The organism is Desulfovibrio sp. SGI.230 (genome assembly GCF_050313065.1).
GTDB lineage: Bacteria > Desulfobacterota > Desulfovibrionia > Desulfovibrionales > Desulfovibrionaceae > Desulfovibrio.
Genome location: NZ_JBNPKS010000001.1, coordinates 121,986 through 143,238, shown reverse-complemented (window position 1 = coordinate 143,238; position 21,253 = coordinate 121,986). Strand labels below are relative to the sequence as shown.

22 protein-coding genes and 2 tRNA genes are annotated in these 21,253 nt (G+C 58.6%); 8 read left to right on the top strand and 16 right to left on the bottom strand.

The window, feature by feature from the left end; translation table 11 throughout:
• Positions 1–4 precede the first annotated feature (4 nt).
• From ACQRAG_RS00670 to ACQRAG_RS00660, 3 genes are all read left to right on the top strand, one after another.
• Complete coding sequence (locus ACQRAG_RS00670) at positions 5–616, top strand: DUF456 domain-containing protein (RefSeq protein WP_168935592.1); 612 nt, start codon at positions 5–7, stop codon at positions 614–616.
• A 7-nt stretch (positions 617–623) separates the two neighbouring features.
• Positions 624–1,385, top strand: coding sequence for an RNA methyltransferase (locus ACQRAG_RS00665; protein ID WP_279137229.1), 762 nt, complete (start codon positions 624–626; stop codon positions 1,383–1,385).
• A 339-nt stretch (positions 1,386–1,724) separates the two neighbouring features.
• A complete protein-coding gene (locus ACQRAG_RS00660; RefSeq protein ID WP_303739982.1) occupies positions 1,725–2,273 on the top strand; it encodes a flavodoxin family protein in 549 nt (182 codons plus the stop codon).
• Positions 2,274–2,414: 141 nt separating this feature from the next.
• Here ACQRAG_RS00660 and ACQRAG_RS00655 read toward each other — a convergent pair whose 3' ends face one another.
• Positions 2,415–2,837: a pentapeptide repeat-containing protein gene (locus ACQRAG_RS00655; protein ID WP_304025924.1), complete on the bottom strand. Its 423-nt coding sequence runs from the start codon at positions 2,835–2,837 to the stop codon at positions 2,415–2,417.
• A gap of 312 nt (positions 2,838–3,149) precedes the next feature.
• Between ACQRAG_RS00655 and ACQRAG_RS00650 the strand changes: the two genes are divergently transcribed.
• The 3 genes from ACQRAG_RS00650 to ACQRAG_RS00640 all read left to right on the top strand — a co-directional run bounded on the left by ACQRAG_RS00650 (position 3,150) and on the right by ACQRAG_RS00640 (position 5,089).
• The gene (locus ACQRAG_RS00650; protein WP_427803723.1) at positions 3,150–3,455 is read left to right on the top strand and encodes an Ada metal-binding domain-containing protein; all 306 of its coding nucleotides are present in this window, start codon (positions 3,150–3,152) and stop codon (positions 3,453–3,455) included.
• A gap of 314 nt (positions 3,456–3,769) precedes the next feature.
• Positions 3,770–3,846 (top strand) — tRNA-Glu (locus ACQRAG_RS00645).
• A gap of 445 nt (positions 3,847–4,291) precedes the next feature.
• Positions 4,292–5,089: a hypothetical protein gene (locus ACQRAG_RS00640; protein ID WP_427803722.1), complete on the top strand. Its 798-nt coding sequence runs from the start codon at positions 4,292–4,294 to the stop codon at positions 5,087–5,089.
• Between the two features lie 512 nt (positions 5,090–5,601).
• Here ACQRAG_RS00640 and ACQRAG_RS00635 read toward each other — a convergent pair.
• The 3 genes from ACQRAG_RS00635 to ACQRAG_RS00625 form a co-directional block, all read right to left on the bottom strand.
• Positions 5,602–6,300 carry a hypothetical protein gene (locus ACQRAG_RS00635; RefSeq protein WP_427803721.1) on the bottom strand — a complete coding sequence of 233 codons (699 nt, stop codon included), beginning with the start codon at positions 6,298–6,300 and terminating at the stop codon, positions 5,602–5,604.
• Between the two features lie 195 nt (positions 6,301–6,495).
• A complete protein-coding gene (locus ACQRAG_RS00630; protein WP_427803720.1) occupies positions 6,496–8,241 on the bottom strand; it encodes a YcaO-like family protein in 1,746 nt (581 codons plus the stop codon).
• A gap of 2 nt (positions 8,242–8,243) precedes the next feature.
• Entirely contained in the window at positions 8,244–8,951 is a 708-nt protein-coding gene (locus ACQRAG_RS00625) for a class I SAM-dependent methyltransferase (protein WP_204625907.1), read from the bottom strand.
• A 243-nt stretch (positions 8,952–9,194) separates the two neighbouring features.
• On the opposite strand from ACQRAG_RS00625, the gene ACQRAG_RS00620 reads away from it, so the two are divergent.
• Both ACQRAG_RS00620 and tpx read left to right on the top strand, forming a co-directional pair.
• Positions 9,195–10,058, top strand: coding sequence for a 50S ribosomal protein L11 methyltransferase (locus ACQRAG_RS00620; RefSeq protein ID WP_427803719.1), 864 nt, complete (start codon positions 9,195–9,197; stop codon positions 10,056–10,058).
• Positions 10,059–10,133: 75 nt separating this feature from the next.
• Entirely contained in the window at positions 10,134–10,637 is a 504-nt protein-coding gene (tpx, locus tag ACQRAG_RS00615) for a thiol peroxidase (RefSeq protein WP_418473447.1), read from the top strand.
• Between the two features lie 425 nt (positions 10,638–11,062).
• Here the strand turns inward: tpx and rho are convergent, their stop codons facing one another.
• From rho to rpiB, 12 genes are all read right to left on the bottom strand, one after another.
• Entirely contained in the window at positions 11,063–12,313 is a 1,251-nt protein-coding gene (rho, locus tag ACQRAG_RS00610) for a transcription termination factor Rho (protein ID WP_040369422.1), read from the bottom strand.
• 195 nt (positions 12,314–12,508) lie between these two features.
• Positions 12,509–13,027: a CarD family transcriptional regulator gene (locus ACQRAG_RS00605; RefSeq protein ID WP_006005737.1), complete on the bottom strand. Its 519-nt coding sequence runs from the start codon at positions 13,025–13,027 to the stop codon at positions 12,509–12,511.
• A gap of 178 nt (positions 13,028–13,205) precedes the next feature.
• On the bottom strand, positions 13,206–13,799 hold the full coding sequence (gene pth, locus ACQRAG_RS00600) for an aminoacyl-tRNA hydrolase (protein ID WP_204625904.1): 594 nt from the start codon (positions 13,797–13,799) through the stop codon (positions 13,206–13,208).
• Between the two features lie 10 nt (positions 13,800–13,809).
• Positions 13,810–14,565 carry an alpha/beta fold hydrolase gene (locus tag ACQRAG_RS00595; protein ID WP_368491367.1) on the bottom strand — a complete coding sequence of 252 codons (756 nt, stop codon included), beginning with the start codon at positions 14,563–14,565 and terminating at the stop codon, positions 13,810–13,812.
• Between the two features lie 178 nt (positions 14,566–14,743).
• Positions 14,744–15,334: a 50S ribosomal protein L25/general stress protein Ctc gene (locus ACQRAG_RS00590; RefSeq protein ID WP_168935716.1), complete on the bottom strand. Its 591-nt coding sequence runs from the start codon at positions 15,332–15,334 to the stop codon at positions 14,744–14,746.
• A 72-nt stretch (positions 15,335–15,406) separates the two neighbouring features.
• A complete protein-coding gene (locus tag ACQRAG_RS00585) occupies positions 15,407–16,351 on the bottom strand; it encodes a ribose-phosphate diphosphokinase (RefSeq protein ID WP_168935717.1) in 945 nt (314 codons plus the stop codon).
• 45 nt (positions 16,352–16,396) lie between these two features.
• Positions 16,397–16,471, bottom strand: a tRNA-Gln gene (locus ACQRAG_RS00580).
• Positions 16,462–17,385: a 4-(cytidine 5'-diphospho)-2-C-methyl-D-erythritol kinase gene (gene ispE / locus ACQRAG_RS00575; protein WP_427803718.1), complete on the bottom strand. Its 924-nt coding sequence runs from the start codon at positions 17,383–17,385 to the stop codon at positions 16,462–16,464. The genes ACQRAG_RS00580 and ispE overlap by 10 nt, the downstream gene beginning before the upstream one ends.
• A gap of 10 nt (positions 17,386–17,395) precedes the next feature.
• A complete protein-coding gene (gene hslV, locus ACQRAG_RS00570) occupies positions 17,396–17,929 on the bottom strand; it encodes an ATP-dependent protease subunit HslV (RefSeq protein ID WP_072337505.1) in 534 nt (177 codons plus the stop codon).
• A complete protein-coding gene (locus ACQRAG_RS00565) occupies positions 17,929–19,344 on the bottom strand; it encodes a M48 family metallopeptidase (protein ID WP_302261562.1) in 1,416 nt (471 codons plus the stop codon). The genes hslV and ACQRAG_RS00565 overlap by 1 nt, the downstream gene beginning before the upstream one ends.
• 10 nt (positions 19,345–19,354) lie before the next feature.
• Positions 19,355–20,806 (bottom strand): cysteine--tRNA ligase, encoded by a 1,452-nt coding sequence (gene cysS / locus ACQRAG_RS00560; RefSeq protein WP_168935720.1) that lies wholly within the window; start codon positions 20,804–20,806, stop codon positions 19,355–19,357.
• Between the two features lie 15 nt (positions 20,807–20,821).
• Complete coding sequence (gene rpiB / locus ACQRAG_RS00555) at positions 20,822–21,250, bottom strand: ribose 5-phosphate isomerase B (RefSeq protein WP_006005754.1); 429 nt, start codon at positions 21,248–21,250, stop codon at positions 20,822–20,824.
• Positions 21,251–21,253 lie beyond the last annotated feature (3 nt).

The following is a 21,253-nucleotide window of genomic DNA, read 5'->3' as shown; positions in this document are numbered from 1 at the left end:
CTGTATGGAAGGATTCATCGCGCTGGCCTCGTTCAGCCTGGCCTATGCGTTCATCGTCCTGCTGGGGCTGATCCTGCTGCTCAACATCCTTGGCCTGCCCGCCAACTGGGTGGTGGTGCTGCTGGTGGTGCTGTGGAAGTTCCTGCACCCGGCCGCCGGGGCCCTGGATGTCTGGTTCTGGATCATGTTCCTGGGCCTGGCTGTCCTGGGCGAGGTGCTGGAAATGGGCGTGCAGGTCATGAATGCCAAACGGCACGGCTCCAGCACGTCCGGCACCGTGGCCGGTATGGTGGGGGCCATCGCCGGGGCCATCTTCCTGGCACCGCTCTTTTTCGGGCTGGGGGCGTTCATCGGGGCTCTGGTGGGCGCCTGGCTGGGCTGCCTGGTCATGGAACTGCTGCGTGGCCGTCCCGGCAAGGAGGCCTTTGATGCGGCCTTCGGCACCATGATGGGGCGCTTTCTGGGAACGGTCTGCAAACTGGGCACGGGCAGCGCCATGGTCGTGCTGACGGCCCACCGCATCTGGCCGGATATGGCTCCGGTACCGCCGCCGTTGCGTCCTGTGGTGCCGGAACCCGGGCAGGTCGTGATGCTGCTGAAGAACTGGCTGTGTTGAGGTGATCATGTCACTGGATTTGTTGCAAGTTGTTTTGGTTCAGACGCGCTTTCCCGAGAATATCGGCATGGCTGCCCGCGCCTGTGTGAATATGGGCAGCCACAGCATCCGTCTGGTGGCGCCGGAACGCTGGGACAGGGAAAAAGCCCGTCCTCTGGCCACTCCCAAAGGGCAGGGCGTGCTGGATGACGTCCAGGTCCTGCCAGACGTGTCGGCTGCCGTGGCGGATTGCTCGCTGGTCATCGGGACGACGGCCCGGACAGGTGGCTGGCGGCGTTCCCTGCTTTCCCCCGAGCAGGCCGCGGGAGAAGTGGCCCAGGCCCTGGAGCGGGGAGAAAAGGTCGCCATCGTGTTCGGCCCTGAGGATCGGGGGCTGGATAATGATGCCATCCAGCATTGCCAGCGGCTGGTGACCATCCCCACCAATCCCGAGGCCAGCTCCCTCAATCTGGCGCAGTCGGTATTGCTGCTGCTGTATGAGTGCGCCAAGGCCGTACGGGCCCGCCAGCATGAGGCTGCCGGGGAAAAGGCTCCGGCGGAGGGCGGCTCCGGCCGCGTCATCTCCTCTGCCGACTACGAGCGTCTGCTGGACAATCTGAAGGACATGCTGCTGCGTCTGGATTGCCTGCACGGGGACAACCCGGATTATTTCCTGATGCCGTGGCGGCGCCTGCTGGCCCGGGCCCAGGTGCGGCGGCATGAATACGACGCGCTGATGGGATTGTGCCGTCAGGTCCGTAACAAGCTGGATGGCGGCAATAAGGCCTAGTCGCCCGACAGCTGTAACCATGCTCCATGAACAGCCCCTGAGAAGGGGCTGTTTTTGTATCCTGCATCCTTACAGGGTGCTCCGCGCGGCGGGCAAAAACAGCAAAGGATCTGACTGCCGGGCTCGCCAGTCCCCGGAGATTACGGAGCAGGGGCGGGGAGGGGCTTTTATCCGGCCCGGAAAGGACAGAAGGGGAGAGGAGGGCACGGCGGTCGTCTCCGGAACTTTTTATGAAAAACGGTTGACGAACGGGCCTTCAAAGAAGACCATCTGCCCGTTCACGTGGCCGGCCGCTGTCATCTGTCTGTGTCCCGGTCAGAGCCAAAAGGAGAAAGATCCATGAGTGGGAAAAAAGTCCTCGTCATTTCTTCCAGCCCTCGCCGGATGGGCAATTCTGATCTGCTGGCCGATGCCTTTATCGAGGGAGCTCGGGAAGCCGGTCATACCGTGGAAAAGATAAACCTGCATGACAAAAAGATCGGTTTTTGCAAGGGCTGTCTCGGGTGTCAGAAAACGCAGCACTGCATCCTCCGGGACGATATGGATGACATCCTGCCGCGCATGCAGCAGGCCGAGGTGATCGCTTTTGCCAGCCCCGTGTATTTCTATTCGTTGTGCGGGCAGCTGAAGACCCTGCTGGATCGCACCAACCCCCTGTTCGCCGGGGACTATGCTTTCCGCGACATCTATTTGCTGGCCAGTGCTGCCGATACGGACGAAAAGACCATGGAAGGCCCCAAGAAAGCCATGGAGGGCTGGGTGGTCTGTTTTGAAAAGACCCGGTTGTGCGGCGTGGTGCAGGCGCTTGGCGTGACGGAATCCGGCGACATCCGGAAAACGCCTGCGGCCCTGGACGCTGCCCGCGATATGGGCAGGAGCATCCGCTAGGGACTTTGCCTGTCTGCCGGATCCTCTGGCAGCAGAACAGGGCAGGGGACAGTGGCCTCCGTGTGTCTGTCTTGGCAGGCACCTTCAGGAGCGGCTGCTGTCCCCTGTTTTTTTTAGAAAAGACCTTGTTCAGGAACTGGCTTATTTGTCCGAAAGTCCTGTGACGCCTTCCAGCCACGCACCATCCAGACAGGCCTCTCGCAGGCTGGCCCCACTCAGATCGGATCCCCGAAGACTGGCGCTTGTCAGATTCGCACCGTCCAGCAGGGCATTCTCCAGGATGGCACCATTCAGCCGGGCTTCCCGCAGGTCTGCATCACTCAGGTCTGCTTCATTGAGCGCCGCTCCGGCCAAGTTGGCCCAGGAAAGATTGGCCTTTGCCAGCTCCGCGTTGACAAGGTTAGCCCCGGCCAGATCGGCCAGCTCCAGATTGGCGCCCCGCAAGTCGGCACCGGCAAAATTGGCTCCCCGCAGCTCGACGCCCCGAAAATCCTTGCCGGCCAGATCGGCATTGGCAAAATTTTTCCCCGCCATGCTTTGCGGGTGGGAATGCTGATGGCTCATCGGATCCCTCCTGAAACGGTTTTCGGTCATGATAGCCCAGAGGGCTACTTTGCTACAACTGTTTTGTCGTGACGGATGCCTTGCTGCTCCCGCGAAGGGGTAAAGCCAGGATCTTGCAGGCGCGTCCTTCCTGGGGGCGCAAGGGGGGAAGGAGGCTATGCAAGCAGGAGGGCGGGAAAGAAATACAGCAACGGGAGGACCGTGTCTTTATGCTTCCGGCAGAATGATGTATCCTGCATGGCATGGGCCGGATGCAGTGCTGTTTCGTCCGGCTGCGGATAGTTTAAAAAATATTTCGGAGAGTATCTGCCAATGAAGAAAATGCTCGCCATCCTGATGATCCTGGGGTTCGTTTGCTCTTCCTCCGGTCTCGCCCTGAGTGCGACTGCCCAGCAGACCGCTCCGGCGGCGGCCACGGCTCCGGCCCCTGCCGCCCAACCCGCCCCCAAGGCTGCGCCCAAAAATGTGGAGGCAGGCTATCGCGGCAACCCGGAAAGCAAGATCTATCACAACTCTTCCTGCCGCTATTATAAGGGCAAGAGCGTCAGCAAAACTTTTGCCTCCCCGGCGGATGCCAAGGCCGCCGGGTACCGCCCCTGCAAGGTCTGCAAGGGCTAGGGACACGCCTGGAGCTGGTCGTGAACGGCTTTTCCTGTGCGGGCGGATCCGTCAGGGGAAGCCGTTTTTAGCTATCTTCTCCGGCTGTTTCGCCGTTATCAATGTTGCGATAAGAGGCGTACAGGGCCTGGTCTCTTCTCTTGTGCTGGGATCAAGAGCAGGGGAAGGGGGAGGACAGCCCCTAGATTGGCGGGAAAGCCTGCCTCGTGGCGCATCAGGACAGGCCACACACGGAAGGTGTGAAAAAGAAAAAAGGAAGTTCTCGATTTTTTGCTTGACGGCGACCCGTCTTTCCCGTAGATACACCTCATCGCGTCCCCATCGTCTAGCCGGCCCAGGACAACGGCCTTTCACGCCGTCGACAGGGGTTCAAATCCCCTTGGGGACGCCAACAGGAAATCAAGGCACCTGCAGTGATGCAGGTGCCTTTTTTTATTGGTGTACTTCGTGTCGTAGTCATATGGCTGTTTTTTGTCTCGCTCGTGGGACCTCCTTCTTCTCCGTTAAAAAAATTCTTTTCCCCCCACGTAAATTTTGCTATCGTTCTTTAAATATCGTTTTATATTTGTGTAAGGATAGCCATGACACGCCCCAAAAAGAAAGATTACAGCAACATATTTCAATTGATAAAAAAGAGACAGTTATGGAAATTACCGTGATGCTCGCAAAATGTGTTCCATAGGATGGCTAGGAGCAGCTTTGGAGAATATAGGAGGTAATACTTTCAGATCATTCTGACTCCTGTCATAAGGGGCTGTGGTATCGGCTACGACGACAGGTCTATGGCAAGTCCATTGCTGTTTTTTTGATAATATTAATAAAATCGAGAGGTTATAATGGAGAATAAATTGTACTTCTCAACATATTTATTAGAGATTGACGGAAGTGAATTCTCTAAAGAAAACCTTGATCTTCTTTGGATAACAATGCCTTACACTAGTACGATTCAAGAAGAGAAAAAATGTAAGAAGTTCTATGTAGAGAGAAAAAATAATTTTCTTTTAATATCTATTACCGAAGGGCATTTTTTGCCTTTATCAGAAAATGTGTATGATCGCTTATTGAATCGAGAAGTGCCTAACAAGCGCAATGAAAATGAAGCAGAATGGCTATCACAAACTTTTGCAGTATACGATTTTAGAACTAAAATATTCTATTTATCAAATTCAAATAAAAAAGTAGATATAAAAGCGCTGTTTGAAATTATATTAAAAGATAGAGAAAAGATAACAGTAGAAATTCTTAATATATATAAAGATGTAAATGACTTTATTAAGGAGGTAAACCAGATAGGAAAAATTAAATTTACTAGGATTCCAGATCCGCAGATGAATATATTTTCTGACCGTAAGGAATTTGACCCTCGCTGGGCGGATGGAGCAAGCTCATTTTCTGTAGAACTGCGCTATAAGAATAAGTATGCTGCTGCTGAAAGGCTAAAGAAGTTGCTGTCTCGACAGCCTGGTGAAGAAGTGCAAGGATTGATGTGTATTGGCTACGGAGATGAAAAAGTAGAAAAAATATTTAAAGTTGATAGTTTTATAGAAAAATTAACTATTGATGCACAGCGTAATGAAAGAGGGCTTTATGAAGATTCACTAGTATTTTTCCAATTAATGGAAAAATTGAGATGAAGAAATATGTATTGTCTCTATTATTTATTTTTTCATTTATGGAAGTGAATTATATCGAATATATATCAATTTCAAACATTATTGTCTTTATAAGTGTATTGTTTGGTTTTATAACAGCAAGTTATACTATACTACTCTTTCTACCTATAACAAAGAGGATGTATTTAAGAAGGTGTGGAGGCTCTAATCAATTAAACAAATTTTTTTCTATTTTTCGGATGTTCTTTACTATACAGCTAGTTTCTTTAATGTATTTTGTTCTTATTGAAAATCATGATGATTTATTTTTTTATATATGTGTATGCTTTTCTGTAAAGTTACAGCATGTAATTATTTGTAATAATTTTATATTGATTGCTATTTTGTTAGCTAATATCATAATTTTTTACCGCATCATAAATTTCCTTGAGAATATGTGTATTGCTATTATAAAAAACAAAACATAGTCGAGATTAATCTTTCTGAAAAATGAAAGATTAATCTCGACTTGTTATATAAAAAATCCCTTTATTCTACAGCGACCGTTCCTGAAGGCCGGAGCGGGGCGTGCTGTCGGGGCGAGGAGGCTCGGTCACGCCTTCCATGCCGGGCAGGGCATCATGCACGTCCGTGGGGGGCAGTTCGCCTTCGCCCACGCGGGGGATGGCGCGACTGTCGCGCACGGTGAGCTTGCAGGCCAGGCCGTAGCACTCGTACACCGCGGCCACAGTGGCCTGCAGGGGCTCGCCCTTACGCAGCGGCGGTGGCACCAGCACATAATAGGTGCGGCTTTCGGAGCCCAGGTGCGGGCGGACATCACAGGCAATGAGCCATTCGTCCTTTTCGTCTTTGTTCCAATCCACGATGCCCAGCATGGCCAGATTGATGGTCTGGGTGGGGTGGACGATGGTGAAGCCGGTCTTGCGCACGGTGGCATGGCTGGACGGCGTGCGCGTGGCGGCAAAGGTGCTGCCCAGATAGACGTGGCCCCTGTCATTGAATAAAAATTCAGGCGAGAGCTGGCGGAAAAGGATCTCGCCATAGTTCTCGCCCCCGCCACCGGGCAGGGAGATATAGCTGCCATTGCCGGTGAGCAGGCCGCGGGCTTTCATTTCCTGGGGCATACGCTGGCTCATGGTCATGAAGCCGGACTTGTCCACAACGGTCACGCCCTTGGCGCCGCAACCGGTCAGCAGGAAGGCCGCGCAAAGCAGCAGAAGAAAACGGGTCATTGGGTACCTCGGTAAAAAATCGTATCAGGAAAAAAGGTGTACGCGTCCCGCCCGGGCTTGTAAAGCCGCTTTCCCCCTGTCTTTTCAGGAAACGGAGAGGGCTCGGCAGCGGTCGTCAGGTCAGCCTGAGAGGATGAAAAAGGGAGAAAGCCCTGTACAGGACTTTCTCCCCGTAGTCATGGAATGCGGTAATACTTAAAGCGATGCTTTAAGTTCTTCCAGATGCGTGCGGGCAAAGTCCAGCGAAGGATCCACTTCCAGTGCGGCCGCCAGATGCTCCATGGCGGCTTCCTTCTGGCCCAGGAATTTCTCGCACAGGCCCAGATTGGCCAGATCCATCACCGAGCCCTTGTCCACCTTGAGCACGGCACGGAAGGCGGCAGCGGCTTCTTCATAACGCTTGAGCTTGAACAGGCAGACGCCCAGCAGGTTGCCGTATTCCTTCATGTCCGGGCACAGGGCCACAGCGTCACGCAGGGGGGACAGGGCACTTTCCCAGTCGCCGGTCAGTGTGGAGACATAGCCTTCATAAAAGGCGGCCAGCCCCTTGGCGTCATTTTCGGGCTGCAGGGGGCGGGCCTGGGCGAAAAGGTCGCGAGCTTCTTCAAAACGTTCCGCACGCAGGGCCAGCATGGCCCGGAAAAAGGGCAGGAAATGCGCGTTGGGGTAGCAGCGTTCCAGCACGGCCAGCCCATGCAGGGCCGTTTCCTCGTCCGCTTCTTCAGCCAGCTTGCGGCCCACGAACAGACCGATACTCTGGTTGCGGTCACGCTCGCGGAAGGAGAGCCCCGGAGCGATGCAGTAGTGGGCCGGGACGCCCAGATCGGGATGCGTGGTCTCCACAGCGTAGACCTGTACCGGTTCCAGACCATGCAGCGCCCGAAGCAGCTCGTCGCGGATGTCGGGCGCTTCCACGCTGGGCAGCTCGGACAGGCGGCAGACAGGCCCTTCCAGCAGCCACTGGATATCCTCCAGGCGCTCGAACTTGGAAAGGCCGGAGGCCTCGTAGCAGGCCTGCGTGCAGAAGTCACCGCCCAGCTGGGCGATCTCCGTGACGGCACGGATGGCGGCCTTGGCCGGAGAGGCTGCGGTGCCGGCCGTGAACACGATCTCGGAGCGGGCCGGGAAGGTGGCCGGGTCCCAGGCCACCGCGCCGACAGTAGGCAGCGGCATGCCCAGGGAGAAATCCTTGAGCACGATATGGATGCCTTCCCGCTCAAAGGCGGCCAGCAGGTCGCGCAGGGTGGGATCGTCCACCTCATGAGGATCGATGGTGGGGGTGGTCAGGCGTTCCCGGTCGATACGGCAGCAGACATGCCGCTCCACCAGTTCGGAAAGGCCCTGCAGAAGCGATTCCTCCGGGCTGTTGCCGGCGGACGTGCCGTTGAATTCGCCCAGCAGCTTGAACCAGTCCAGCGGCAGCCAGACAGTACGACCGTCAGCCAGATGCGTGGCAGGGAAGAAGTTCCAGCGCAGAGTGCTCATGGCTTCGCGGGCCTGTTCCGGGGAAAGACTGTCGTCCACGGAGCGGCAGATCTCCTCGATGGGCAGCAGATCCTTGCCGAAACGCTCCTCGGCCTCGGCCCAGGTGGCGCTGACCATATGCGGCAGGCGCTGCCAGAAGCTGAAGAAGGCAAAGCGTTCCATCAGCTCCATCAGAGCGGAAGCACGGGCTTGTTCCGGCGAGGAACCTTTGCCCATCTGTTTGCGGGTGGGCATGATGCCGCGGGCGTCCCTGCCGCAAACGCTGAGGTAGACCGGGATGCCCAGACGGCCCACGTCCACGCGGCGGACTTCGGCCAGGATATCCAGACCGGCGGCCTGCATGCGGGCCTGCACGCGTTCATAGGTCTCCTCGGGCGAGATGGTCTTGTCCAGGTCGCGGGTATAGCCCTTGGGGCAGGACTGCAGACGGATGACGGGAAGAGTGGTCGTGCTCATGGCTACTGCTTGCGCTCCAGGATATGCAGGACGTAGATGCGGCGCTGTTCCTTGCCGTCGGCATCCTGGCTCTTGACGCCGATATGGCCTTCCTGCACCTGGAAGGTCTTGGCGGCCAGCTTGGCAAAATGCGGTTTGGCGCGGGCCATGTCCGTGCAGAACACGGCCTTGCCGCCCGGGGCCAGATGACGGTCCACAAACTTCAGCAGCGGCCGGTGCAGGTCATCGAGATACAGGAGCTCCGAAGCGACGATGCGGTCGAAGCCTTCGGGGAAGCGCTCGTCCTTGCCGGGACGGGAAACGTCCAGATAGCAGACGTCGATCAGATCCTGCAGCTTGTTGTGCAGCACGTTGGCCCGGGCGAACTGGAGGGCATCATTGACGATGTCGCTGGTCACGATATGACGGAAGCCGTAACGGGAGGCCACCAGACTGAGCACGCCACAACCGCCGCCCAGCTCCAGCATGGTCTTGCCCTCGGGCTCCAGCTTGCGCAGGAAGCGCCCCAGCACGAAGGAGCCCGGCCAGACCTTGGCCCAGAGCGGCAGGTCTTTCAGCGGGTCATGGATGGCGTGCCGTGCCAGCAGCCCGTCCAGATGGCTTTGCATATTGTTGATGTTCAGGACCTCCAGCTGGCCGTCATCCAGCTGCAGGGGAACAAAGTCCACATCGAAGGTCTTGCGGATGTCCGCAAGGATCTGGTCCAGCATCGTCGTCTCCCGTATATTTTTCCGTCTGGGCCGGATACGTTCCGGCTGGCCGGAAAAGGCTTGTAGAATTCTCAGGGGATCACTAGGAAAATCTGAAAAGCTGAAAAAAAGGAGGCGCCCCGCCCGGGGACGCACTCACGAAGCAGACGGCAAAAGGCCGATGCCGACAATCCATACAGGCATTTGCGCCGCAAATCAACATGCCGTCTTGACAGGGCCCGGTGTGCGGGCTAGGCAGAATGCATGAAAACCATCCATCGCCTCGAAATTGTTGTTGCGGAAAGTGATTACGACTGCGCCACCGGCCTGCTGGCCCTGGAAGTGCCCTTTGGCTGGGAAGAGCAGAGCCTGCCCACCGGCGAGACGCGCTTCCGGGTCCACTGTGAGCAGAAGGATTTTCTGGAACGGCTGCAGCAGCTGCTGAAGCAGACCGTCCCGGCTGCGGAAAGCACGCTTTCCGAGCTGGAGGAGACCGACTGGCTGGCGGCCTGGCGTCAGTTCTTCACGCCTGTGTGTTGCGGTAACCATTTTGTGGTCCTGCCGCCGTGGCTGGCGGATACGCAGGACTTTCCCGGCCGGACACCCATCCTCATCGAGCCCAAGAGTGCCTTTGGCACCGGCCATCATGCCACCACGGCCCTGTGCCTGCGTGTGGTCAGCGACCTGCTGGAAGCCGGACGCCTGCAGCAGGGACAGCATTTCCTCGACCTGGGCACCGGTTCCGGGGTGCTGGGCATCGGCTGCTGCAAGTTCGGCCTTACGGGCGAAGGTCTGGACATCGATCCGCTGGCCGTGGACAACGCGGTCGAGAACCGTGCCCTCAACGCCATCGCGCCCGAGAGCTTCACGGTGGCCGAAGGCAGCATCGGTGCCGTGGCCGGCAAGCAGTTCGACCTGGTGCTGGCCAACATCCTGGCCCGTCCGCTGACCGAGATGGCGGCCGATATCGTACGTGCCTGCCGCCCCGGCGGTTGCCTCGTCCTTTCCGGGCTCTTGGAGATTCAGGCTGACGGCGTGACCGCGGCCTACAAGGCCCAGGGACTGCCCGAACCGCGCCGTATCATCGACGGCGAATGGGCCGCCCTGGTCTGGGATTCCGTTAAATAGGAAATGTTCTTGACAAGGACAGGACATCCTGCTACATAAGGGCATCTTGAACGCAAAAGCCGCAAGGAGCTTTTTATGAATACTGTCACTTTCATGGGTAATCCTCTCCACCTCGAAGGCAACCTGCCCGTCGTTGGCCAGGAGGCCCCCGAATTCACGGTGTGCAACAACGGCCTCGAACCCCGCAGCCTGAAAGACTACGCGGGCAAGATCGTGGTCCTGGTGAGCGTGCCTTCTCTGGATACGCCCGTGTGTGATATGGAAGTGCGCCGCTTCAACAAGGAAGCCGCTGCCCTGTCCGACAAAGTGCAGATCCTGGCCCTGAGCTGCGACCTGCCCTTCGCTCAGGCCCGCTGGTGCGGTGCCGCCGGCGTGCAGGCCGTGGAAAGCCTGTCCGACTACAAGGACGTGGATTTCGGCAAGAACTACGGCGTGCTGATCCAGGAACTGCGTCTGCTGGCCCGCGCCATCTTCGTGGTGGCGCCCGACGGTACGCTGGCTTACAGCCAGCTGGTGCCCGAAGTGACCAACGAGCCTGACTACGACGCCGTTCTGGAAGCGGTGAAGAAGCTGGCCTAACCGGCCCCATCCATTGCTCTGATGCTTCCGGGCTCCCTTCGGGGAGCCCTTTTTTTGTGTCGTCGCTCGCCGGAGTCCTTCCTGTCCTTGCCGCTTCCCCGCGGATGCAGGCCAGGGAGCACTGTCCCTGGCCTGCAAGATCATAGAGATGTTGATGGTGTGGCACAAGAAGACGGCAATGTCCCTCGGTAAACACGGACTGGCAAATGCTCCAAGGGAAGTGTGCCGCGTCACGAGTTTTTCTGGATGACTCGTGGAAAAAAGAAACGGAGCAGGGGAGAGCGGATGTATGGGCCACAAATCAAAACCGCCCATCAAAAAACACCCAACGCGTGTCTTTTCATTTCGCTCTGTGGCGTTCAGCAGGGCAAATAACAAAAAAGGCGCTCCGAAGAGCGCCTTTCTGAAAAGCGGATACGTTGTTGCTATTTGCCCATGGCGTCCATGAAGTCCTTGTTGGACTTGGTCCCGCGCATCTTGTCCAGCAGGAATTCCATGCTGTCGATGGAGGACATGGGAGCCAGGATCTTGCGCAGGATCCAGACGCGGTTGAGGATATCGTCGGAAAGCAGCAGGTCTTCCTTGCGGGTGCCGGTGCGGTTGATGTCGATGGCCGGGAAGATGCGTTTTTCCGCCAGGTGGCGGTCCAGATAGATCTCCATGTTGCCGGTACCCTTGAATTCTTCGAAGATGACTTCGTCCATGCGGGAGCCGGTGTCGATCAGAGCCGTGGCGATGATGGTCAGGCTGCCGCCTTCTTCGATATTGCGCGCGGCACCAAAGATACGCTTGGGGCGCTGCAGGGCATTGGCGTCCAGACCACCGGAAAGCACGCGGCCAGACGAGGGGGTCACGGCGTTATAAGCGCGGCCCAGACGGGTGATGGAGTCCATAAGGATGACCACGTCCCGCTTGCGTTCCACCAGACGCTTGGCTTTTTCCAGCACCATTTCACAGACCTGCACGTGGCGCTGCGGCGGTTCGTCAAAGGTGGAGCTGATGACTTCGGCCTTTTTCACGGTACGTTCCATGTCCGTGACTTCTTCGGGGCGTTCGTCGATGAGCAGGACGATCAGATAGACGTCGGGATTGTTGGCATTGATGGCGTTGGCCAAAGACTGCAGCAGAACAGTCTTGCCGGTACGCGGCGGGGCCACAATGAGACCGCGCTGACCACAGCCGATGGGCGACATGATGTCGATGACGCGGTTGGAAAGATTTTTCTCGCCGTTTTCCATGATCAGCTGGTGATCAGGATAGATGGGCGTCAGGTTGTCGAACAGAACGAGATTTTTGGCATTTTCCGGCGGTTCGAAGCCGATCTCCGTCACTTTGAGCAGGGCAAAGTAGCGTTCGCCTTCTTTTGGGGGGCGGATCTGGCCGGAAACGATATCGCCTTTACGCAGGGAAAAGCGGCGGATCTGGGAGGGAGAAACATAGATGTCGTCCGGGCCGGGCATGTAGCTGCACAGGGGAGAGCGCAGGAAGCCGAAGCCGTCGGGCAGGATCTCCAGGACGCCATCCCCGTAAATGGCACCGTTTTGGGAGGCACAGGCCTGCAGGAGGGCGAAGATGAGTTCTTGCTTGCGCATGGAGCTGGCATTTTCGATCTCGTACTGCTCAGCCAGTTCCATCAGGGCCTGCATGCTGCGGGTTTTCAGTTCTGTCAGGCTCAGGCCGCTATCTGAAAGTAAGGCGGGTGCAGCCTTTTTTTTACGGACGTATTTACGGGGTGCTTTTTCCATGGGCGTAGAAAGCACGCATCACCGAAAAACGGCAATGCGATGCAAAAAGATGTTATGGGATTGGAAGAAAAAAGGCGTGTGAAAAGCGTGTAGCCTATCTTGTGGCCGGAAGCAAGTAAAAAATAGTTAATGCGCAGTGGTCGCAGGCTGCTTGGCAGGCGGGGAATAAAGGGAGATGAGCTCGGACTGCAAGTCCCGCTGTTCCGTCTTGAGGACTTCGCCCAGTTCACCGGTCACAAGGCTCATGGCCTGTTCCAGGAGACGCCGTTCACCAAAGGAAAGATCCTTGGTACGGCCGATGAGGAGGAGTTCGCGCAGGACGTTGGCGACGATGGAAAGGTCAGGACTCTTGAGGCGTTCGGAATACTCGCGGAAGCGCCGGTTCCAGTTCTGGCCTGTGTGGACGGTCTGCTGGGGGTTGTTGCGCAGCGCTTCCCAGATGTGTTCTGCTTCCTTGGTGCTGACCAAAGTGCGCAGACCAACATTAGAGGCATTTTTGACAGGTACCATGAGGGTGATACTGTTGGCCCGGATGCGCACGATGTAGAAATCGCACGCCGAACCACCAATATTCTGGCTGTCGATGCGCTCTATCTGGCCCACTCCTTGAGCTGGGTACACTACAAGCTGTTCGGATGTAAACATTTCCGTCCAAGGGTTGAAGTGCCCGCGCCAAACGCGAAGAAAAATAGCAAATGTGGAAAAGATTCAGGTAATCTTTTCCACTGTTAAAAGAACATAACGTACAACCAATCATTAGTCCAGCAAAAATTTTTTTTACTGGAATCATGACAAAAAAAGCCGGCCACAGGCCGGCTCATGATCAGGAACGGGTCGCCCGCACAGCGGCTTCCAGTCCTTTTTTTGCAAAAATTTCCAGTACTTCAAGCGCCTTATCAGTCGCTGTCCGTATCTTGTCGGCATCTTCACTGCAAGGACGCCCCAGCACCCAGTTGATGACGTCCCCTTTCTGGGGAGGCCGCCCGATACCGATACGCAGACGGTAGAAGTCCGGCGTCCCCAGCAGCTGGGTGATGGACTTGAGCCCGTTGTGCCCGGCGTTGCCGCCCCCCTTCTTGAAGCGCAGCTCTCCGGCGGGGATATCCAGTTCATCATGCACCACCACCAGCTGATCGGGGCGGATCTTGTGCCAGGCCAGCAGGGGCTGGACACACTGGCCGCTCAGATTCATGAAGGTCTGGGGCATGGCGGCCAGCCAGTCTCCGGGCAGCCCGTCATAGCGCAGCCGCCACAGTTCACAGGAGAATTTGCCTCCGTTCTGGCTCTGTACCTGGCCGCCTTCCCGGCGGGCATGATCCAGCAGGCTTTCCACAAAGGCAAAGCCGCAATTATGGCGCGTTCCGGCATACTGGTTGCCGGGATTGCCCAAACCAACGACGACACCACCAAAATCCATGACAGTTTCCTTACAGGTGAAGAGAGAGTGGCAGGCCGTGACCACTGGCCAGCGCCGCCACATGGGCGGCTGTCCTGGCGGCCACGACGGGGGAGAGGATGGCCAGATGGCCACCCCGAGGCAGCCAGATACAATGTTTTTCCGGGGCCGTCACCGCGGCGAACGTCTCCTCGATCAGAGGTCTGGTGAACAGAGCGTCGTCGAGAGCATTGAAAAGATAGAACGGGCAGTGGACCGTGGACGCTACCGAGGTGCTGAACAGGGAGTACAGGTACGCCAGGGGATAGCTTGTCCTGGCCTGCCGGCGATCAAGGGGAAGACGCAGGCAGCCGGCAAGGATCTTTTTGACCGACAGATAGCTGAATACGGGCAACGGCAGCCGGGGCAAGCAGGTACTGAGTATCTTCAGCCCGGCCAGCAGACGATCACGCTGCGCTGCCCAGGGAGCGAAGCGGGTCAGTTCTATGGCCCGGCGGCTTTGCGGGAATATCCCGCTGAATGCGAAACAGGCACGCATCCGCTGACTGCGGGAGGCGTGGGCCATGGCCAGGATCCCTCCCTGACTGTGACCGGCAAGGAGCAGAGGCCCCATGCCGTGACCATGCAGCCAGCGTTCCGCATCCAGGCCGTCCTGCAGCAGGTCGTCAAAACTGAACAGACGCCGGTGCGGGTTGCTGCCATGTCCGGTCAGGTGCAGGGCCGCGATGGCAAGTCCGTTTTTCCAGAGGCAATGCAGGAACGTCCGGTACTGGACCGGACAGAACATGGTCCCCGGATAAAAAACGAGGCAGGAGGCGCCCGGTCTGGGCCACAGCTCGATGCTTACCTGCCGGTTTCCGTGGCGCAGGGTATGATACTGCAGGGGAGGAAGGCTGGACATACGTATAAAAATCAGGCCGGCCTCAAAAGAGACCGGCCTGAAAAAAACTGCGGTGAAAGGCGCCTTATTCGGCGGCTTCGGCAGCGTCCTTGCTCTTGGAGAACACGCTCACGATGGCGAAGTTCTTGTCGAACACGGCCTTCACGTTTTCGGGGAGAGCCAGGGTCTCCACGGTCACGCTGTCATTGATGCCCATGTCGGTCACGTCGATGGTCACCTTCTTGGGCATGTCCAGGGGCTTGCTGCACAGACGCACGCTTTCGCGGTAGGTTTCCATCACGCCGCCCAGCTTGACGCCGCGGGCAACACCCACGAATTCGATCGGCACGTCGACCTTGACTTCCTTGTCCAGATCCACACCGTAGAAGTCCACATGGGTGAAGGCCTTCTTGTAGGGGTGCTTCTGCACTTCCCAGAACATGACGGGATGCACGGTCTTGGTGCCGTTGTCGTCGATTTCCAGGTTGAACACGGCGGTACGGCCCATTTCGGCGTACATCTTTTCCAGAGGCAGAGCAGGAGCCTGCACGGCGATGTTGTCACCCTTGGCGGTGTAGAACACACCGGGGATCATGTCCTGCGTGCGCGCACGGCCCGCAGGGCCTTTGCCGCTACCTTCACGCTTTTGCACGCTCAACGTCTTTTCAATGGTCATGTTTAACTCCTTACCTAGTGCCGCATGAAAGTGCGGGAAGTTTTCTTATTATGGAGTCGGGAAAACCCGGCATTATACAAAGAGAACGCTGACGGAGGAACCCGTGTGGATGTTGTGGATGGTCTTGCCCAGCAGGGCAGCCACAGACACCACCTGCAGCTTGGGACACTGTGCCAGCTTTTCACCCAGCGGGATGGTATCGGTCACGATGACGCGATCCAGAGCCTCGGTAGCATTGATGCGGTCGATGGCGGGGCCGGACAGCACACCGTGGGAAGCACAGGCGATGATCTTCTTGGCGCCGTACTTGAGCAGCACGTCGGCACCGGCGCACAGGGTACCGGCAGTATCGATGATGTCGTCAACGATGATGGCGGTCTTGCCTTCCACGTCACCGATGACGTGCATGGCCTGGGCCTGGTTGGGCTTGTCGCGACGCTTGTCCACGATGGCCAGAGGAGCATTCAGGCGCTTGGCGTAGGAACGGGCGCGTTCCACACCGCCGGCGTCGGGGGAGACGATGACGATGTCGCCTTCGATCTGGCGCAGGGGTTCCATCATGACAGGAGCGGCATACAGGTTATCCACAGGGCAGTTGAAGAAGCCCTGGATCTGACCGGCATGCATGTCGATGGTCACCACACGGCCGGCACCGGCCACGCTGATGAAGTCGGCCACCATCTTGGCGCTGATGGGGGCGCGGGGGCTCACCTTGCGGTCCTGACGGGCATAGCCGTAGTAGGGGATCACAGCCGTGATGCGGCCGGCGCTGGCGCGCTTGAGGGCGTCGAGCATGAGACAGAGCTGCATCAGGTTGCGGTTGACCAGCGGGGGACAGGTGGGCTGGACAACGAACACGTCATCGCCGCGCACGTTGTCGCCGATTTCAATGCGCAGCTCGCCATCGCTGAAGGTGGTTGCCAGAGTAGGAGTAAGCTGACAGCCGAGGTGGTCGCAAATGGCTTTGGCCAACTCGGGATTGGAAGAACCCGTGACAATCTTGAGATCGCTGAACATGGTCCGTTCACCTTGCCGATAGCGGCAGCAGTTATGGTTTGGGTGTGGCTGGGATGGAAGGGCTCGAACCTTCGAATGACGGAGCCAAAACCCGTTGCCTTACCACTTGGCTACATCCCAGCATTCATGGGCAGCACAAAGACCTTCCCGTACTGTGACTCCAGGCTTTGCGCTGCCGCCTCGGCTGCGTGACGGGCTGAGAACAGGCCGAACATGCTCGATCCACTGCCGCTCATGCGTGCACAAGCGGCCCCGGAATGGAGCAGATGTTGGCGGATTGTCTCTAATTGCGGGTATTCACGCACAACGGCGGGCTCCAGATCGTTACGGATTTGGAGCACGTTTTCTGTGGTGATGCGGAACGTCGTTCCCGTCCCGGCATATTTACCCATCACGAGAAGCGTTTCATTATCCTTGCTCTCCGGATTTGTCAAGCCTTTACCACCAGCTTTTTCCGCTTCCGCCATCAAATCGTCATAGGCGCGGTAGGCCCAGGGGGTGGAGACCGACACGGGCGGACAGACCAGCACCAGCCACCAGCCGGGCAGATCCACTGCCGCGGGCGTCAGCACCTCGCCGATACCGGTCACGCGCCGGGGCTGCCCGTGAAGGAAAAAGGGGACGTCCGCACCGACCTTGATGGCGGCTTTTTCCAGCTCTTCCAGCGGCAGAGGCGTCTCCAGGCAGCTGTTGAGCCACAGGAGCAGGGCTGCGGCATCGCTGCTGCCGCCCCCCAGGCCTGCGCCGTGAGGGATACCCTTGCGCAGGGTGACATCCACGCCCGGGCAAGCAACCTGTTCCGGCAGCAGGGCCGCGAAAGCGGCATGGGCCTTGGTCAGGGTGTTATGCTCCAGGTCGATGCCGGGGGTATCGCAGAACACGCGGATGCCTGCCGCTTCCCTGCGTTCCACTTCCAGGACGTCGAACGGCCGGGCCAGCGGATAGAACACGGAATCAAGGGTATGATAGCCGTTGGGCAGGACGCCGGTTATCTCCAGCCCCAGATTGATCTTGCAACCGGTGCGGATCTCCACGTTGTCCCCCCTACAGGGTCTCGACCACGAAATGGTCGTTGGTGTAGACGCAGATCTCCGAAGCGATCTTCATGGATTCCAGGGCCAGCTCCCGGGCGGGGAGGCTGCTGTGGCGCAGCAGGGCGCGGGCTGCGGAAAGGGCATAGGGGCCGCCGCTGCCGATGGCCGCCACGTCATCGTCGGGCTCGAACACGTCCCCGTTACCGGAAAGCAGCAGGATATGCTCGCCGTCAGAGACCAGGAGCATGGCTTCCAGGCGGCGCAGGTATTTGTCCTTGCGCCATTCCTTGGTCAGCTCCACAGCGGAACGCTGCAGATTGCCGCGAAATTCCTTGAGCTTGGCTTCGAACAGTTCGAACAGGGTGAAGGCATCGGCCGTAGCACCGGCAAAGCCGGCCACGATCTTGCCGTCATACAGGCGGCGCACCTTGCGGGCGGTGTGCTTCATGATCATGGACTGGCCCAGGGTGACCTGGCCGTCCCCGGCCATGGCAACCTGTCCGTCCTTCTTGACTGCCAGAATCGTCGTCGCGTGCGTTTCTATCATCGGTCTTCCCAGATTTCCTTGCGTTCTTTGTACACCGCATCCAGCTTGCGGAAAGCCGCACTGTCGGCGGATTTTTCCGTCTTTGCCTTGGCCTGCTTGAAGTAGCGCTCTGCCAGCTTGCGGTTGTTGGAGTAAATGGCACTGTAGGCCATGTGGATGTAGGCCAGTCCGGTCTTGCCTATGGAGCCCAGCGAACGGGCATAGGCTTCATGGACATCGGCGGCTTCCGGCACGGCCCGCAGGACTTCCGTATAGTACGGCTGGGCCTGCTGGGCGCGGCCGGTCTCATCCAGCATGCGCGCATAAAAGAATCTGGCCATGAAATCGTTTTTGTCCAGCTGCATGGCCTGACGCAGCAGGCCTTCCGCCCTGGCCATGTCACCTTTGCGGTAGTGGAAGGTCCCGGCTTCGCGCAGCACCAGCGGGTCCTTGGGGGCCAGCTGCAGGGCCTGATCGAAGGCGGCGGCAGCTTCGCGCACGTTGTTCCTGCGCGAAAGGACCATGCCCCGCCCCATGCAGGAAAGGGCGTCCTTGCCGGAAAAACGCTGCAGGGCCGCCTGGCTGTCGCCGTAGCGTCCCCAAAGGACGGTCTGGACCCTTTTGAAGCGGCGATTGTCGAAGGACCGGTTGCGGATAGAAGCGGGGAAGGAACTCAGCCGGGCCTGGATGCCGTTGATGCGGTCACCGATATCCGGGTGGGTGGAAAGATAGGCGGGCACGCTGGCTCCCGCCATCCAGCTTTTCTGGCGCATGATCTTGAAGCCGCCCACCATGCCGGAGGGCGGATAGCCCGCTTTGGTCAGGTACTGCAGGCCGATCTGGTCGGCTTCGTTCTCGTCCAGACGGCTGTAATTGAGCATGGCGGACTGACCTGCGCCCAGGGCCCCGACGGCCACGGCGCCGCCCGCAGGCCCGCCGACGGCCACGCCGGCGATGGCCAGCAACAAACTGCCCACGGACAGATACTGGGCCCGCTCCAGACGCGAGGCCACATGGCGCTGGGTCACATGGGCCAGCTCATGCGAAAGAACTCCAGCCAGCTGGCTCTCATCCTCGAAGTTCATGATCAGTCCGGTAAAGACATAGACATGGCCGCCGGGGATGGCAAAGGCGTTCATGGCGTTATGCAGGATGACGCCGGACGTGAAAGTGAAGGGCTGGGGCGGGATGGCCTTGACCAGACGACGGACAAGGCCATCCACATATTTGCTGACTTCGGGGTCGTCGACCATGGGCAGGCTGGAGCGGATGGCCACATCGAATTTGTGCCCCATCTCCTTCTCGTCCTTGAGGGAGACCCCTCCGAAGAAGAATGCCCGGGCCGTCAGCGGCAGAAGCAGCTGGGCGACCAGGAAGACACTCAACATCACCAGCGCCACAGGGCGACGGAACTTCCCGAAACGATGCAGCATCGTCACCTCGCTAAGCTATATCCCAGACCTGCCCTTCCACGGTGTCGCGCACGGCCACGCCCAGTTCGGCAAGCGCGGCGCGCAGTTCGTCGGAGCGGGCAAAGTCCTTGGCGGCACGGGCCGCGGCACGCTCGTCCAGCAGGGCCTGCACGCGCGGCACGTCGATGTTCAGACGGGCCGCCCGCTGATCACGCAGAGCCAGCAGGAAGGTGGCCGGATCCTGGCCGAACAGGCCCAGCTGGGCCGACCAGTCATTGCGGCGCTCGAAGAACTCTTCCAGCAGACGGCGGGCGCCTTCGCCCGCGCGCAGGGCCTTGTCTTCCAGCACGCGGTTGACCAGGCGCACCTGGGAGAAGATGTGGCCAAGGGCCTGGGCCGTGTTCACATCGTCGTCCAGAGCGGCATTGAAGCCCTGGCCGTGTTCGTCCCATTCCTTGAGGATGTCGGCGGGCAGATCGACTTTCTTCCACTTGGCGCGCTCCAGAGCCTTGCCGGCTTCCAGCTGGCATTCGTAGATGCGCTGCAGGGCCTTTTCGGACTCGTCCATGATGTCGGCCGTGAAGTCGATGGGGCTGCGGTAATGCTTGCCCAGCAGGAAGAAGCGCAGGGTCTCGGGCAGGTAGCTGGCCAGAATGTCGCGGATTGTCTTGAAGTTGCCCAGCGACTTGGACATCTTTTCGGCATTGACCTGCACGAAGCCGTTATGCACCCAGAAACGGGCCAGCTGGCAGCTGCAGGCGGCTTCGGTCTGGGCGATCTCGTTCTCGTGATGGGGGAAGATGAGGTCCTGGCCGCCGCCGTGGATATCCAGGGGCAGATATTCCTTGCTCATGGCCGAGCATTCGATATGCCAGCCGGGACGCCCCTTGCCCCAGGGGCTTTCCCAGAAGGGCTCGCCGGGCTTGGCCGCCTTCCACAGGGCAAAGTCCAGGGGATCCTGCTTTTCTTCACCGGGAGCCACGCGGGCACCGGCCTGCAATTCGTCCAGGCTGCGGCCGGAGAGCTTGCCGTAAGGCGGATAGGCACGCACGCGGAAGTACACGTCGCCGGACGGCACGGCATAGGCCTTGCCCTGGGCGATGAGCTCGGAACAGAGATCCTGCATCTGCTGGATGTATTCGGTGGCGCGGGGCTCATGATCGGCACGCACCACGTTCAGGCGATCCATGTCTTCATGGAAGGCATCGATGTAGGTCTGTCCCACTTCACGCCAGTCGCGTTTTTCTTCATTGGCGCGGCGGATGATCTTGTCGTCCACGTCGGTGAAGTTGCGGACAAAGGTCACATCCAGCCCCAGGGCGCGCAGATGGCGCACCAGCACGTCGAAGACCAGGGCGGACCGGGCATGGCCGATGTGGCAGTAGTCATAGGCGGTGATGCCGCAGACATACATGTTGACCTTGCCGGGCCGGACAGGGACGAATTCTTCCTTTTTACGGGTAAGGGTATTGTACAGCTGCATGACAGGTCCCACAGACTAGGCGTTGAGGAGGTCGATGCGGCGCTGATGGCGGCCGCCTTCGAATTCGGTGGACAGGAAGGTATCGACGATGGCAAGCGCCAGCTCCACGCCCGTGACCCGGGCCCCCAGGCACAGCACGTTGGCATTGTTGTGCAGGCGGGTGAAGCGGGCATGCAGTTCCGTGGTGCACAGCGCCGCGCGGATACCCTTGTGACGGTTGGCCGCTATGGACATGCCGATCCCCGTACCGCAGATCAGGATGCCGGGCACATCTTCGGCTTCGACAGCATTGCACAGGGCGTGGGCGAACACGGGGTAATCGCAGCTTTCCTTGCTGTAGGTGCCGTGGTCGGTGACCGTATAGCCCATCTTTTCCAGATGGGCGCGCAGGGTTTCCTTGAGTTCGATACCGGCGTGGTCACAGGCCATGTGGATGGATTTCATGAT